Here is a 14,488-nt window from a genome sequence, read left to right as displayed (position 1 = left end):
GGCCGCGGCCGCATGGGGCGCGCGGGCTTTGCCGCCGTCGCCGCCGAGCGCGCGCGTGCGCTCGAGGCGCTCCGCGAGGAGGCGCGCAAGTTCGGCGTCGAGCTCTTCGAGCGGGCGCTGCGGTTCTCCGGTGCGCTTCTCTTTCACATTCGTCACGGCTTTTCCCCCTTGTCGTTCGCTCCGGGCGGCCCGCTCTCCTTCCGGGCCCGCTCCTGCTCCGAGGAGCTTAACCGATCCGCCGGGGCGCTCCGCGGCCGCCGCACCGCTGCGCGCACCGTCATTGCGGCCGTCTCTGCGCAGGCCCCCCTCCGTCTACGACATGCGCCCGATTCCTCCAACCGCCGGCGGGCAGGTACACTTTCGCCCCGAAAAGGTGCACCGGCCGCAAGAGCCGACGAGACATCCCTCACCATTAGAGAAGAAACAAGGAAGAACCACGCATGAGCGACGCACTCAAGATCGACAAGATATTCGCCGACAACCTCGGCACGGCCTTTGGCGGATGCGTGCGCGACCAGTCGCTCACGCTCTTCTCGCGCGAGATTCCGCGCGCCGCCGGCGTCGCCTGGAACCCGCTCCCGTTCTTCGGACGCGAGGCGAAGACGCGCTTCAAGGCCCGCTGGGCGGCGCTGCTGCAGGGCGTGGGCCTCTGGGCCGCGCTCGCGGCGATTCCAGAGCTCGCCGCCGATGAAAAGCTCTCGCGCAAGATCTCCTCGCAGATGCAGGCCTACACGGACGCCGTGCTCAAGGCCTCGCTCCTCGACCAACTCACGGCCGACGAGATCCGCGACTACAACCTGCTGCGCCAGCGCTTCATGCGCATCGCCGTGCAGAAGTCCCCCGCCCCCTCGAAGGACGTCTTCGCGCGCGCCTTCATCTCGGCCGTCACCGGCCGCAGCCCCGCCGAAGCCCCGACGGACCGCGTGCTCGCGCTCTCCGAGCAGATCGGCCTTGCGCACTCGCTCTTCACGAAGCTCGCCGACACCTGCCGCCGCGAGCCCCTGAGCTACGAGCGCGCCTCGAAGAAGAAGGCCGCCTGACGTCCCGGCATTCACCCTGACCTTCCGCAGATCCTCCTCCCGTTGAAAAACAGAGAGCCGGCAGTCTCGAAAGGAGACGCCGGCTCTCTGTTTTTCGTCTGTCGAAGACCCGCAGAAGCGGGCGCTTCCTTCCGCGGCTTATTCGCCCGAGAGGTTCATCTTCACGGCGTCGTCGCCCTGCGCGGCGATGCGCCGTTCGATTTCGGCGGCGGCCTCGTCCGGGGCGGAGGGCTTCTCACCGGGTTCGAGCACGGCGATCGACTCGACGTGGCCCGTGTGCGGGAACATGTTCATGATGCCCGCGGCCTTGATCTTCCAGCCGCCCTCGTGGTGGAGCACCGCGCAGTCGCGCGCGAGGGTCGCCGGGTTGCAGGAGACGTAGACCACGCGCGCCGGACGCTTATCGGTCGCAGCGAGAACGCGTGCGAGGGCGAGCGCGCCTTCGCGCGGCGGGTCGATCAGCACGCGGTCGATGCCGCCCATGGTCTTCTCGAGCTCCTCCCAGTCGGCTTCGCACCACGTGAAGAGGTTGCGCGCGCGGAAGGTGGTCTTGGAGGCGAGGCCGTTGTCCGCCGCACCCTGCCGGGCGCGGGCGACGAGCCCCTCGGACCCTTCGATGCCGATCACGCGGCCCGCGCGGCGCGCGAGCGGGAGCGTGAAGTTCCCGAGGCCGCAGAAGAAGTCCGCCACCTTGTGCTCGGGGTGCACGTCTAGGAGCCGCACGGCGCGCGAGACCATCGTCTCGTTGAGGGCGTGGTTCACCTGCGTGAAGTCCGTCGGCTTGAAGGTGATGCGGACGTTGAATTCGGGCAGCGAGAGGCCGAGCTTCTTCTCGTTCTCGGGGAGCGCCGCGTGCGCGGTCTCCGGGCCCTTGGGCTGGAGCCAGATGTCGAGGTCGTGCGCCTCGCCGAAGGCCATGAGCTTCTCGTGGTCCTCGGGCGTGACGGGGTCGAGCGTGCGGAAGACGAGCGCGGTGCGGCCGTCGCCGCCCACGGCCACTTCGACCTGAGGCATGCGCTGGCGCATCGCGAGGCCGCCGATCAGCTCGCGCAGCGGATCGAGGAGCGCCGAAACGTTGGGCGTGAGCACCGGGCAGACGTGCATGTCGGCGACGTAGGAGGAGCTCTTCTCGTGGAAGCCCACGAGCACGCCGCCCTTCTTCGCGACGTCGCGCACGGTGAGGCGCGCACGGTGGCGGTAGCCCCAGAAGGGGCCGTAGATCGGCATCAGGACCTGTTCGGGCTTCACCTTGCCGATGCGCCAGAGCGTGTCGAGGAGCACGCGCTCCTTGAAGGCGACCTGGGCGCTGGGCTCGAGGTGCTGCATCGTGCAGCCGCCGCAGGACCCCGGCCCGAAGCCGAAGTTGGGGCAGCGGGGAGCGACGCGCAGCACGCTCTCGCGGTGGATCTCGGTGACGCGGCCGACGTCGAAGGAGCTCTTGGAGCGCAGGCGCTCATAGGTGACGCGCTCGCCCGGGAGCGCCCCCTGGATGAAGACCACCTTGCCGTCCACGTGCGCGATGCCGCGGCCCTCCTGATCGAGGCGCTCGACGTCAACGGTGAAGTATTCCGGCGTGCGCTCCTTGGCGCTCTTTCTGCTGCGGCCCATGTGGTCTCCAGTCTCCTAGCTTCGTCTGTGGGGTTCGTGTTCTTTGTTCAGGCCCGCCGCGCCCTCCGGACGTTGAAAAGGCGCCGGAATGGGTCCGGCGCCTTCCTTTCGCCTGTTCTTCATCTCCGCCCCCCGGGGATCAGTCGGGGCGGAGCGCTCCTCCCCGAAGCGGGAAGGCCGGGCGCAATGCGTGCGGGCGGCAAATTTAGCGCAATTGCCGCCTCAGTTCCGCGCGGGCGGCAGATATTTCATCGGGTCGACGGGCTTGCCCTTGTCGCGGACCTCGAAGCGCAGCTGCACGCGCGGCGCGGCGCTGCTGCCCATCTCGGCGATCTTCTGCCCGGCCTTCACCTGGTCGCCGGGCTTCACGACCACCTTGGAGTTGTGGCCGTAGGCGGTGACGAGGGTCGGCGAGTGCTTGACGATCACGAGGTTGCCGTAGCCCGTGACGCCGTCGCCCACGAAGAGCACCTGTCCGGCGCCCGCGGCGACGACGACGCTCCCTTGAGCGCCACCGATGTCGATGCCCTTGCCGTTCTGCGCGAAGGTCGAGAGGACGTCGCCGCGCGCGGGCCAGATGAGGCGCGTGCCGGGAATGACCGCGGCCGCGGCCTCCTTGACGGCGTTCTGAACGGCCTCGGTCTTCGTCTCGACGGCGCTCTTCACGGACTCCTTCGCGCTCACCGCCTCAGACTTCACCGTCTCGACGGTCTTGGCGGCGCGCTCCTGAGCCGTGACGACGGGCGCGGTGATCGAGGGCTCCGCAGACGCATGCGTACCCGCGGGCGACACGACGGTCGCCGTCGAAATCGGCGCCATCGTCTCGAACCGGTGCACGCGCACGCCCTCGACCGCGGTGGCCGTGACGGGATCCTTCGTCTGCCGCGGCAGGTGCAGAACCTGGCCGATCCTGAGGGTCGTCGGATCCACGACGCCGTTGAGCTGCATCAGGTCGGACGTGCTCACGCCGTAGCGCTGGGAGATGTTGTAGATCGTGTCGCCCACCGTCACCGTGTGCGTGCGGCCCGAATCAATGAGGCCGCCCACGCGGCTCTCGACAACGCCCGTGGTCGTCGTGGGGGCGGCGGCGCCCGGTTCGGCGACGTTGCGGTTGACGATCGGCACCTCGCCCGACGGGAGCGACGAGCAGCCGGCGAGCACCACCGCGGCGGCGGCCGTCGCGGACGAAAGACGAAGCAGAGTCTTGACGCGCATCTTCTTCACCCAATTCAAAAGAGGTCAATCTTCACGATCGACGGGGATGCCTTCGCTGTGCAGCCACTCGTCGGTACGGCGCACCTGCCGGTGGTTGGTGAGGTCCACCTGCAGGGGCGTGACGGACACCCAGCCGTGCGAGGTCGCCCAGAAGTCCGTCCCTTCGGCGGCGTCGGCGGGCTTGCCCGCGGCGCCGAGCCAGTAGATCGGAAAGCCCCGCGGGCTCATCTCGCAGATCACGGGTTCGGCGGACGAACGGCGCCCCAGGCGCGTGCCGGTGATGCCCTTCAGGGCCGAACAGGGCATGTTCGGGATGTTGACGTTGAGGAGCATCGGCTCGGCCCCGGACGCGAGGGCGTGCGGGAGGAACTTCTCCACCACCGCCGCGGCCACCTCAGCGGCGGAGTCGAGCTCCGCCCAGCCCTTGTCGATCTGCGAGAAGGCGATCGAGGGAATGCCGAAGAGGTACCCCTCCACGGCCGCGGCGACGGTGCCCGAGTACATCGTGTCGTCGCCCATGTTCGCGCCGCAGTTGATGCCCGAGACGACGAGGTCGGGGCGCTCATCGAGGAGCCCGGTGAGCGCGACGTGCACGCAGTCCGACGGAGTGCCCGAGACCACGTGGAGGTCCGAGCCGGGCATGTGCTCGACGGTGAGCGGGCGGTTGAGCGTGAGCGAATTCGAGGCGCCGGAATGGTTGTGGTCGGGCGCGACCACGGTCACGCGGCCGAAGCGGCGCATCACGCGCGCGAGGGCGTCGATGCCCGGCGCGCGGTAGCCGTCGTCGTTCGAGATCAGGATGTGCATTGAATGGCGGTGTCGGGGGAGCGGGCGCCGGTAATGGCGGGACGCCCGATGAGGGCGCCCGGCGTCGTCCGGACCCGGGCGGAGGAACATTTCCGGGATTTTATCTCAGCGTCCCCCGCATCCCGCGTCCGCGGGCGGGCTGCAACGTCCGTTCACAATAGGGACGCTCTGCGGGAGCTCCCCTGCGCCCGCGCCTCAGAGCTGATCGCTGAAGATCCTCGACTCGGGGAAGACCATCATGAAGGTCGACCCCTTGCCGGGCGTGGATTCGATGAGCAGGCGCCCGTCGTTGCGCCGCAGCACGTGCTTGACGATCGCGAGCCCGAGGCCCGTGCCGCCCGTGCCGCGCGAGCGGCCCTTGTCCACGCGGTAGAAGCGCTCGGTGAGGCGCGGAATGTGCTTCGCCTCAATGCCGATGCCCGTGTCGGTGACGGAGAGCGCCGCGCCGGTGCCGCGCCGCGCCCAGGTGACCGTGATGCGCCCGCCCTCGGGGGTGTAGCGGACCGCGTTGGAGACGAGGTTCATCACGGCGCTCCGGATTTCGTCCGCCTGGCCGATGAGCGAGACGTCCTCGCAGTTGAGGTCGATGTGGTGGTGCTCGAGCGAAAGCGCGCGCCCCTCGCGCACCACGTCCTCGAGAAGCTTGGGCATCGCGATCACTTCGGCGTCGGCGTCGTTCTGATCGTCCCGGTTCTCGAGGCTCGAGAGGAGCAGCAGATCGTCGAGGAGCGACTTCATGCGGGTCGCCTGCTCGAGCATCAGCTCGCGGTGGCGCGCGACCACGTCGGGCGGAAGCGCTCCGGGGTGGTTCTCCAGGTCGAGGAAGCCGCTGATCACCGTGAGGGGCGTGCGCAGCTCGTGGCTCACGTTCGCGACGAAGTCCCGGCGCATGTCGTCTACGCGGCGCCGTTCGGTGACGTCGTGCGTGACGATCATCATGTGGCGCGAATCGGGCGCCACCACCGCGACGTCGAGGTCGCGGTCGCCTCGGGTCTTCATCTGGAAGCGCTTCGTGAAGTTGCGCTCAAGAAGCCACCGGCGCAGCCGCTCGTCGGAGACGGCGTCGAAGAACGAGCGCCCGACCACCTCGGGGGTGATGTTGAAGTGCTCGAGGGCGCGCTGGTTCACCCACTCGATACGCCAGCCTTCGCCGAGAATCGTCACGCCCTCCGGCAGGAGCGCGAGCGTCTGGCGGTAGCGTTGGTCGCGGTCGCGGATGCGCTTCGCCTTCTTCTCGTCCTCGCGCACGAGCGCGCGCCAGAGGCTGATGTTGATGAGGAAGATCACCGTCATCCCGACGACCCACACCCAGAAGATCTCCTCGCGCGCCTCGCGCCACCAGGAGAGCACCGAGAAGGCGCAGATCACGATGAAGGCCGCGGCGAGCCAGAGGCTCTGGCGCCGCAGACGCTTCAGGCGCGCCTCGGAGGATGAGGGCGCGGGCGCTGCGCTCACCCCGTCGGCGAGGGTCGGAAAGACGCCCCCCGTTCCTTCGTCCGTGTTGGTCATCACGCCTCCCCGGCGGAGTGCTTGGCGAAGTCGCGGCAGCGGTAGCCCACGCCGCGGACGGTCTCGATGATGTCTTCGGCGGCGGTGCCGGCCAGCGCCTTTCTGAGGCGCAGCATGTGCACGTCCACCGTGCGCTCGTCCACGAAGGCGCTCTGCCAGACCGCGTCGAGGAGGTTCGCGCGCGAGAAGACCCGGCCGGGCTTCGAGGCGAAGAGCGCGAGGAGCTTGAACTCCTTGACGGAGAGCTTGAGGGGCACGCCGTCGGCAGTCGCCTCAAAGCGCGATTCATTCATGCGCAGCGGCCCGCAGACGATGACGTTTTCGGCGTCCTCGGCGCGCCCGCGGGAGCCGCCCTCAACCCTCACCGGACCGTCGCGGCGGCGCAGCACCGCGCGCACGCGGGCGGTGAGCTCGCGCGGCAGGAAGGGCTTCACGACGTAGTCGTCCGCCCCGGCGTCGAGCCCGGCGACGCGGTCGGCCTCGTCGCCGCGGGCCGTCAGGACGATCACGGGAATGGAGGCGGTTGCGGGCGACGCGCGCAGCTCGCGGAGCCATTCAAGCCCCGAGCAGTCGGGGAGCATGCGGTCGAGGAGCACCAGGTCGGGGCGCTCGGCGGCGAACGCCGCCTTCGCCTCGGCGATGCTTGCGGCGCGCGCGGTGCGGAACCCCTCGGCCTCGCAGACGAACGCGACGAGCTCGCGGATGGCGGCCTCGTCCTCAACGATCAGCAGGAGCGGCGCGGACATGTTCTTCTTCTCTTCCATCTCAAATCCTCTCTTGCGGCGCGGGCCCGCGCCGGGCTCCTTCGGGTGATCGAAGAAGCGCCGCCGCGGGCCCGTTCATCCGGCTTCTCCCCGGGGAGCGTGCGCTCAGGCGCGCTCGGCCCCCCGGGCCGCGATGTGCGGCTCAAGTCCCGTCTCAAGACTGAACGGCCGCGTCGTGGCGGATGTCGAGCCCCTCGACCACGAAGACCACGGTTTCGCCGATGTTCTGCATGTGGGCGGCGACGCGTTCAAGCGCGCGGTTGATGCGGATGAAGGCGAGGCCGTCGTCGATCGAGATCTCGCCCGCCTTCATGCGGTTGATGATGGAGACGAGCGACTCGTGCACTTCGGAAGATACCACCGTGCGGCGGCGTACAAGCGCGCGGGCGCGTTCAAGGTCGAGGTCGTCGATGCCGGCGATCATGTCGTCAGCCATCACCTGCAGCAGCGCGTAGATCTTGACGAGCGAGGCTGCGGTGTCGCTCGCCGCGCCGGTGAGCGGCATGTCGAGGCGGCGGATGCCTTTGGCGGCGTTGCGGATCTCGTCGCCCATGCGCTCGAAGTCGTTCGTCATGCGGCAGCCCCCGAGGAGCATGCGCAGGTCGATCGCCTGGGGCTGACGGCGGGAGATGAGCGTCTCCATGAAGGCGTCGAGCTCCATCTCCCACTCGTTGATCACCTTGTCGCGGGCGACGACCTGTTCGGCCGCATCGGTGTCGCCCTTCATGAGCGCGTCGCCCACGTCGTCCAACTGCTGGCGCACGGCGCGCGCCATGTCGAGGATGTTCTTGTGGAGCACTTCGAGCTCCGCATCGAAGGCCTTCACGCTGTGCTTCTTGACGTTGAGTGTCATTTGATGCTTCCTTTCTTCTTTTGTTGCGCGGCGGTCCATCAGCCGAAGCGGCCCGTAATGTAGTCCTCGGTCGCCTTCTTGTCCGGACGCGTGAAGATCTTCTGCGTGTCGCCGAACTCGATCAATTCGCCGAGATACATGAAGGCGGTGTAGTCCGAGACGCGCGCGGCCTGCTGCATGCTGTGTGTGACGATCACGACCGTGTAGTCCTTCTTGAGCTCATTGATCAGGTCCTCGATGCGCGAGGTCGAGATCGGGTCGAGCGCCGAACACGGTTCGTCGAGCAGGAGCACTTCGGGCTTCACGGCGATGCCGCGGGCGATGCAGAGGCGCTGCTGCTGGCCGCCCGAGAGCGAGGTGCCCGGCTGCGAGAGCTTCTCCTTCACGTCGTCCCAGAGCGCGGCCTTCTTCAGGGCCCATTCAACGCGCTCCTCGAGCTCCGTCTTGGAGATCTTCTCGCGCAGGCGCACGCCGTAGGCGACGTTGTCGAAGATCGACATCGGGAACGGAGTCGGGCGCTGGAAGACCATGCCGACGCGGCTCCTGAGTTCGGTGACGTCAATCGTCGGATCGAGGATCTCAAGGTCTCCCAACTTGATCGAGCCTTCGGCGCGCTGCTCCGGATAGAGGTCCTGCATGCGGTTGAGCGAGCGCAGGAGCGTGGACTTGCCGCAGCCCGACGGGCCGATGAAGGCGGTCACGCACCCTTCGGGAATCTTCATCGTGACGTCCTTCAGGGCGTGGAAGGATCCGTAGTAGACATTGAGGTGCTCAATGTCGATCTTCGGACGCGGCATCGTCTTCGGGGCGGCCGCGTCGAGGTGTTCGGGGTGAATCATGGTCATTTTGAAAACTTCACTTCAATTCGGTCGTGGGGACGCGCCGTCAGCGGCGGCAGCGTTCGCGGATGTAGATCGCCGCGGAGCTCATCACGAGGACGAGCAAGAGGAGCATGAGCGCGGTGCCGTACTGGATCGGACGGGTCGCGTCGATGTTTGTTCCCGAGGTGGCGAGCACGTAGATGTGGTACGGAAGCGCCATCACCGGATCGAAGGGCGAGACGCCCTCCTTCGGGGTGAAGAAGACGCTGCCGGTGTACATGATCGCGGCGGTTTCGCCCGCGGCGCGGGCGAGGCCGAGGATGGCGCCCGTGAGGATGCCCGGAAGGGCGTTCGGGAGCACCACCTTGAGGGTGGTCTCGCGGCGGCTCGCGCCGAGCGCGAGGCTCGCCTCGCGCCAGTCCTGCGGGATCTGCGAGAGCGCCGCCTCGGTCGTGTTGATGATGATCGGGAGCGAGAGCACGGCGAGCGTGAGGATGCCCGAGAGGAGGCTCACGCCGAAGCCGCAGAAGACCACGAAGAACGTGAGGCCGAAGAGGCCGAAGACGATCGACGGGACGCCCGCGAGGTTCGCGATCGACAAGCGCGTGAGCGTCACCCAGGCGGACGGGCGGCTGTACTCGTGGAGGTAGACGGCTGAGGCGACGCCCAAGGGGAGCGCGATCACGAGGGCGCCCAGGGCGAGGCAGAACGTGCCGACGATGCAGGGCAGGATGCCGCCCTTCGTCATCAGGTCGCGCGGGGGCTCGGTGAGGAACTCCCACGAGAGCGCGGGCCAGGCGTTCACGATGATGAGGCCGATGATGCCGAGGAGCGCCGCGATATCGACCACGACCGCGAGGCGCATCAGCGTGAAGCCCGACTTTTCGCACCAGCTGCGGAATGCGGAGGATTTCATTACTTGTTCTCCAGCCCGAAGCGGCGCGCAACCCACCAGGCGCAGAGGTTGAAGACGAACGTGATGAGGAAGAGCACGAGGCCCGTGGCGTAGAGCGCGTGATAGTGCTCGCCGCCCACGGCGGCTTCAGCCATTTCCGCGGCGATCGAGGAGGTCATCGGACGCACCGGGTCGAAGATCGACTCGGGGATGATCGCCGCGCCGCCCGCGACCATCAGCACCACCATGGTTTCGCCGATCACGCGCGAAATGCCGAGCATCACGGCCGTGGCGATGCCGCCCATGGCCCAGCGGAGCTCGACCTTGACCAAGGTCTCCCAACGCGTGGCGCCCAAGGCGAGGCTCGCTTCGCGGATGCCGCCCGGAACGTTGCGCAGGGCGTCTTCAGAAATGGACGCGATCGTCGGCACGCACATGAAGGCGAGCATGATCGAGGCGTTGAGCAGATTGAGGCCCGAGGCGATGCCGAAGAGGTTCTGCAGCCACGGGGCGAGGATGATCATGCCGATGAAGCCGATCACGACCGAGGGGAGCGCGGCCATGAGTTCGACCATGGGCTTCACGACCCGCTTCATCGGGTCGGGCATGCCCGCGTGGATCGCGCAGGCGGTGAGCACCCCGAGGGGCACGGCGATCACGGTGGTGAGCACCGCGCAGGCGAGCGAACCCACGATCAGGGCGCCGATGCCGAAGGCGGGCGGTTCATCGGTGGGGTACCACTCGGTGGAGAAGAGAAAATCGCTGAGGGAGACCTGTTGGAGAATCGGCAGCGCCTGACTGAGCAGGAATACGACGATGGCGGCCAGCGCGAGAACGCTCACGCCGGCCGCCGCGCCCAGGCACCGCCGGAAGGTCAGGTCAGCCCGAAGCTTTGCGGGCAGTTGGGCCATTCCGGCACTCCTAGTTACATCGGAGATGTTTGGCTTCTGGAGGAAGAGGAGGGATTACTTCACGTCGACCGGAACGAAGCCGGCCTTCTGAACGTCCTTCTGACCTTCAGCGGAGAGCATGAAGTCGATGAGCTTCTTGGCGTTGCCCTGGGGCTCGCCGGCCGTGAAGAGGTAGAGGTCGCGGGCGATCGGCCAGGTCTTGTTCTTCGCCGTCTCCATGCCGGGCTTGACGTTGTTCACGGTGAGCGGGTGCGTCTGCTTGTCCATGTAGCCGACGCCCACGTAGCCGATGGCGTTCGGGTTCTGGGCGACGGCCTGAACGACGCCGCCGTTCGAAGCCTGAATCAGGGCGCGCGGCGAGACGCGGGTCTTGCCCATCACGAGTTCCTGGAAGCATTCGAACGTGCCCGAGGAGGAGTCGCGGCCGACCACGACGATCGGGGTCTTGGCGCCGCCCAGCTCATCCCAGGACTTGATCTTGCCGGCGAAGACGTCCTTCAGCTGCTCCATCGTGAGGCCCTTGACGGCGTTCTTCGGGTTGACCACCGGAATGATCGCGTCGTGGGCGACGGTGAAACGCACGGTCTTGACGCCGTGATCCTCAAAGCCCTTCACTTCCTTCGCCTTGAGGTCGCGCGAGGACATCGCGACGTCGGTCATCTTGTCGCGCAGCGCCTTGATGCCGTTGCCCGAGCCCGTGCCCGAGATCGTCACGGTGACGTTCGGATTGGCCTTCATGAAGCCTTCGGCGACGAGCTGCATCGCGGGAAGGACGGTCGTGGAGCCGTTGACCGTGACCGCATCAGCAGCGTGAGCGGCACCGGCGCAGGCGATGCCGGCCACGGCACCGAGAACGGCAAACAGATTCTTCGTCATTTTCAACTTTCCAACTGACAGTGAATGAAATTCTGCGTGCGGCGCTTTCGTTCTCCGCACGCCCTGCAGTATGGAGAGGGGCCTTGAAGAGCCCGTGACGCGTCCATGAATCTTCCGTGACGACGACGCCTGCGGCGTCATCCAACCTTCATGGAAACCCTTATCCGACTCCCGCACTACCGCCGCGCGAGATCGGACTCGCTCTCGACCACGCGGCGGATTTCTTTGTAGGCGGCGGGAATCTCGTCGAGGACGCCCGCGTCGCGGCGGCAGGGGACGCCCTCGGTCTGGCGGCGGAGCTCCTCGGTCGTGAAGCGCGCCTTCGCCGCCCGCCGGCCCATGCGGCGCCCCGCGCCGTGCGCGGACGACCGGAAGGACTCGGGCTCGCCCAGGCCTTCGACGAGAAAGCTCTGCGCATCCATGCTTCCCGGGACGATCCCGAGGGCGCCCTTGTCGGCATTGACCGCGCCCTTTCTCGTCACCCACACCGGTTCGCCGCAAGTGGACTTCGCGGGCGACGTAGTTGTGCCGGCAGTCGATCAGGCCGCCCACGGGCACCGCCGACGGGATGACCGCACGGAGCGCTTCGAAGACCTCGTCCACCATCGCGCGTCGGTTCGATTCGGCATAGGCCTCGACCCAGCGCACGGCCTCGAGGTAGTCGCCCGAAAGAGCGCCGCCCCCTCATTGAGCCACGCGAGCGCCGGGTCGGGAAGCGCCTCCCCTCTGCAGGCCGCCTTCGCCGCGACGTGGCGGAAGACGAACGGCACCCGCGCCACGTTCTCCAACTGCGCGAGCGAGGCCGCATCGACGTCCTTGGTCCAGATCTTCACGGGGACGCCTCCCTCCGGATGAAGCTCCTGCAGCACGGGCGTCGAGGCGCCTGCAAAATGCGCGCCGCCCGTCCGGGAGGGTCGATTCTCGGACGGGCGGCGCAAGGGAATGGTACGGATCAGCGCCCGCGTCAGTCGAGCGACTTCACCTCGGCCGAGAGGCGCGCGAGCGAGAGCGCCACTTCGGCCGCCTTCTCAAGCGACTTCACCGGAATGCACTCGTAGATGCCGTGGTAGTTCATGCCGCCCGTGAAGACGTTCGGGCAGGGAAGTCCCTTCTCGGAGAGGCGCGCGCCGTCCGTGCCGCCGCGGATCGGCTCCTCGATTGGCTTGAGCCCGGCCGCGCGGTAGGCGCTGCGCACGATCTCGAGCACCTTCGGTGCGCGCTCGAGGTAGGGCTTCATGTTCTCGTACGAGTCCTTGATCTCGACCGTGACGGGCGCCTGCGGAAATTCGGCGTTCATCTGCGCGGCGATGTCGCGCAGGAGCTGCTTCTTCGCCTCGTAGAGCCCGCGGTCGTGGTCGCGGATGAGGATGCGCACGGTCGCCGAGACGACGCTTCCCGTCACCTTGTTGGGGTGCAGGAACCCTTCGTGTCCCTCGGTGGTCTCGGGGGCCATGTCGGCGGGGAGGCGGTCGATGAACTTCGCCGCGTAGCGGATCGCGTTCACCATCTTGCCCTTCGAGGAGCCCGGGTGCACGCCCACGCCCTTCACGGTCACGAAGGCCGTGCCGCCGTTGAAGTTTTCGCTCTCGAGCTTGCCCACTTCACCGCCGTCGAAGGTATAGGCGTACTGCGCGCCGAAGTGCGCAATATCGAAGTTCTTCGTGCCGCGCGCGACCTCCTCGTCGGGCGTGAAGCCGATGCAGAGCTTCGCGTGCGGAATCGACGGGTCGGCCATGACGCGCGCGCACATGTCCATGATCGCGGCGACGCCCGCCTTGTCGTCGGCGCCGAGAAGCGTCGTGCCGTCCGTGAAGACCACGTCTTCGCCCGCGTACTTGCGGATCTCGGGGAACTGTTCGGCGCGCAAGAGGATGTTCTTCTCCGCGTTGAGCACCACGTCGCCGCCCTCGTAGCGCATGATCTGCGGCTTCACGCCGGCGCCGGGAGCGTCGGGCGAGGTGTCCATGTGCGCGATGAAGCCGATCGCGGGGGCGTCCCCGCACCCGGGCGTCGCGGGAATCGACGCGTAGACCACGCCCCCCGCGCCCACGTGGGCGTCCTCGACGCCGAGGCCCTGGAGCTCCTCGACGAGCGCCCGGGCGAGGAGCAGCTGCTTCTCGGTCGAGGGGTCCGTCGTGCTGTCAAGGTCCGACTGCGTGTCGAACTTCACGTACTTGAGCAGGCGTTCGAGCACCGTGGCGTGGGTCTGGGTCATTGTGGAGGGCCTCCGTTGAAGCGGGTTGGAAGAAGAGACTCCGCACAATCTACGCTCTTTTACCTAGGGCGGCATGCTCGTTATCCTCGAGACGCCGGGGCGTGCGCCTCACAGCCGTCATGCCGCGGACTCACGTCGGGATTTACCTCCACTGACGCGCCGCTTCAGCGCCTGTTAATTCGTGCATCTCCATATATTTCAATAAGTTAGCGTTTTTTCGCGGGCAACAAAAAAGGCCGTCTTTCGACGACCTCATTTGTTCTGGTCGGCGGCGGGATTCCAAGACCCCAATAAAATCGGGCTTCACAGCCTCCCCCTTTTTTCGTTCCTACCGTCAATCCTACCTAAGATTCTGCGGAACCGCTATTGTAGCGAGTGCGTCGTGCTTTGCGGCACAGCGTTGCCATCCGTCTCCGCACTTCGCAGCAGACTGAGAAAGTCGCTCGACCAACTTTTCGCAAGCGGCAATTCTGGTACGAGCAACGTTTCCGGAATCGCCGGCATCGGTTCCGCTACTTGGACGGTGCTGCAGCCCGGCAAGCAGACGATCACGCTCAGCGCGCAGAGCATCGTACTCAGACGACGCCGTGTTGATCGTGTCCACCGATTTCGCCAATTTTTCAGCATAGCTTTTCTCCATTTTTTCAACAGCCGCCGCCCGGGCCGCCTCGTCGATGGCCGCACGGCGCTCATAGTGCGCTGAAGACAGCCACGCGCCCGCAGCAAATGCCGCGAGGACGCTCATTAAGTAAACGTAGTCCTTCATGTTTCTCACCTACGACGAAAACACTTCCGCCTCCCTCGCCCGCCGCCGTTCAAGTCCCGGCAACCTGCAACCTGGGAGTTTCCGATTAAATGTGTCGATGGTTTGAGTTAAGTCAAGATTGGAAAAGGTGGTTGATAGTGTATTTCGCTCTACTGAGCGGATCCTGTCAAGAGCTCGTGGAATACCGCAGCCGCTTGCGGCGAGGATA

General features: G+C 66.9%; 13 protein-coding genes and 1 pseudogene. 1 reads left to right on the top strand and 13 read right to left on the bottom strand.

The annotated features are described in order from the left end of the window. Positions 1–440 precede the first annotated feature (440 nt). Positions 441–1,040, top strand: coding sequence for a hypothetical protein (locus ACT6Y9_RS03435; RefSeq protein ID WP_443743501.1), 600 nt, complete (start codon positions 441–443; stop codon positions 1,038–1,040). A 138-nt stretch (positions 1,041–1,178) separates the two neighbouring features. Here the strand turns inward: ACT6Y9_RS03435 and rlmD are convergent, their stop codons facing one another. The 13 genes and pseudogenes from rlmD to ACT6Y9_RS03370 form a co-directional block, all read right to left on the bottom strand. Next, the gene (rlmD, locus tag ACT6Y9_RS03430) at positions 1,179–2,648 is read right to left on the bottom strand and encodes a 23S rRNA (uracil(1939)-C(5))-methyltransferase RlmD (protein ID WP_443743500.1); all 1,470 of its coding nucleotides are present in this window, start codon (positions 2,646–2,648) and stop codon (positions 1,179–1,181) included. Between the two features lie 222 nt (positions 2,649–2,870). Then, the gene (locus ACT6Y9_RS03425) at positions 2,871–3,863 is read right to left on the bottom strand and encodes a peptidoglycan DD-metalloendopeptidase family protein (RefSeq protein ID WP_443743499.1); all 993 of its coding nucleotides are present in this window, start codon (positions 3,861–3,863) and stop codon (positions 2,871–2,873) included. A 24-nt stretch (positions 3,864–3,887) separates the two neighbouring features. Continuing rightward, positions 3,888–4,670: a 5'/3'-nucleotidase SurE gene (gene surE / locus ACT6Y9_RS03420; RefSeq protein WP_443743498.1), complete on the bottom strand. Its 783-nt coding sequence runs from the start codon at positions 4,668–4,670 to the stop codon at positions 3,888–3,890. Positions 4,671–4,865: 195 nt separating this feature from the next. Next, positions 4,866–6,179, bottom strand: coding sequence for a phosphate regulon sensor histidine kinase PhoR (phoR, locus tag ACT6Y9_RS03415; RefSeq protein WP_443743497.1), 1,314 nt, complete (start codon positions 6,177–6,179; stop codon positions 4,866–4,868). After that, on the bottom strand, positions 6,179–6,943 hold the full coding sequence (locus tag ACT6Y9_RS03410) for a response regulator (protein WP_443743496.1): 765 nt from the start codon (positions 6,941–6,943) through the stop codon (positions 6,179–6,181). Before ACT6Y9_RS03410 ends, phoR begins: the two co-directional genes overlap by 1 nt. A 154-nt stretch (positions 6,944–7,097) precedes the next feature. Next, complete coding sequence (gene phoU / locus ACT6Y9_RS03405; RefSeq protein WP_295480465.1) at positions 7,098–7,796, bottom strand: phosphate signaling complex protein PhoU; 699 nt, start codon at positions 7,794–7,796, stop codon at positions 7,098–7,100. A 38-nt stretch (positions 7,797–7,834) separates the two neighbouring features. After that, on the bottom strand, positions 7,835–8,641 hold the full coding sequence (gene pstB / locus ACT6Y9_RS03400; protein ID WP_295480467.1) for a phosphate ABC transporter ATP-binding protein PstB: 807 nt from the start codon (positions 8,639–8,641) through the stop codon (positions 7,835–7,837). A gap of 40 nt (positions 8,642–8,681) precedes the next feature. Continuing rightward, a complete protein-coding gene (pstA, locus tag ACT6Y9_RS03395; RefSeq protein WP_443743495.1) occupies positions 8,682–9,533 on the bottom strand; it encodes a phosphate ABC transporter permease PstA in 852 nt (283 codons plus the stop codon). After that, the gene (gene pstC / locus ACT6Y9_RS03390) at positions 9,533–10,423 is read right to left on the bottom strand and encodes a phosphate ABC transporter permease subunit PstC (protein WP_443743494.1); all 891 of its coding nucleotides are present in this window, start codon (positions 10,421–10,423) and stop codon (positions 9,533–9,535) included. Before pstC ends, pstA begins: the two co-directional genes overlap by 1 nt. A gap of 54 nt (positions 10,424–10,477) precedes the next feature. Next, a complete protein-coding gene (locus tag ACT6Y9_RS03385) occupies positions 10,478–11,299 on the bottom strand; it encodes a phosphate ABC transporter substrate-binding protein (RefSeq protein WP_295480473.1) in 822 nt (273 codons plus the stop codon). Positions 11,300–11,475: 176 nt separating this feature from the next. After that, positions 11,476–11,905 (bottom strand): annotated as a pseudogene (locus ACT6Y9_RS03380) (RtcB family protein). 358 nt (positions 11,906–12,263) lie between these two features. Further along, positions 12,264–13,514 carry a peptidase T gene (pepT, locus tag ACT6Y9_RS03375; protein ID WP_295480480.1) on the bottom strand — a complete coding sequence of 417 codons (1,251 nt, stop codon included), beginning with the start codon at positions 13,512–13,514 and terminating at the stop codon, positions 12,264–12,266. Between the two features lie 340 nt (positions 13,515–13,854). Beyond that, entirely contained in the window at positions 13,855–14,280 is a 426-nt protein-coding gene (locus tag ACT6Y9_RS03370) for a hypothetical protein (protein WP_443743493.1), read from the bottom strand. Between the last annotated feature and the right edge of the window lie 208 nt (positions 14,281–14,488).

Origin of the sequence: Sutterella sp., assembly GCF_052272535.1 — a bacterium.
Classification (GTDB): Bacteria; Pseudomonadota; Gammaproteobacteria; order Burkholderiales; family Burkholderiaceae_F; genus Sutterella.
The sequence above is the reverse complement of the archived record's forward strand: the minus strand, read 5'-3'. Positions and strand labels throughout refer to the sequence as shown.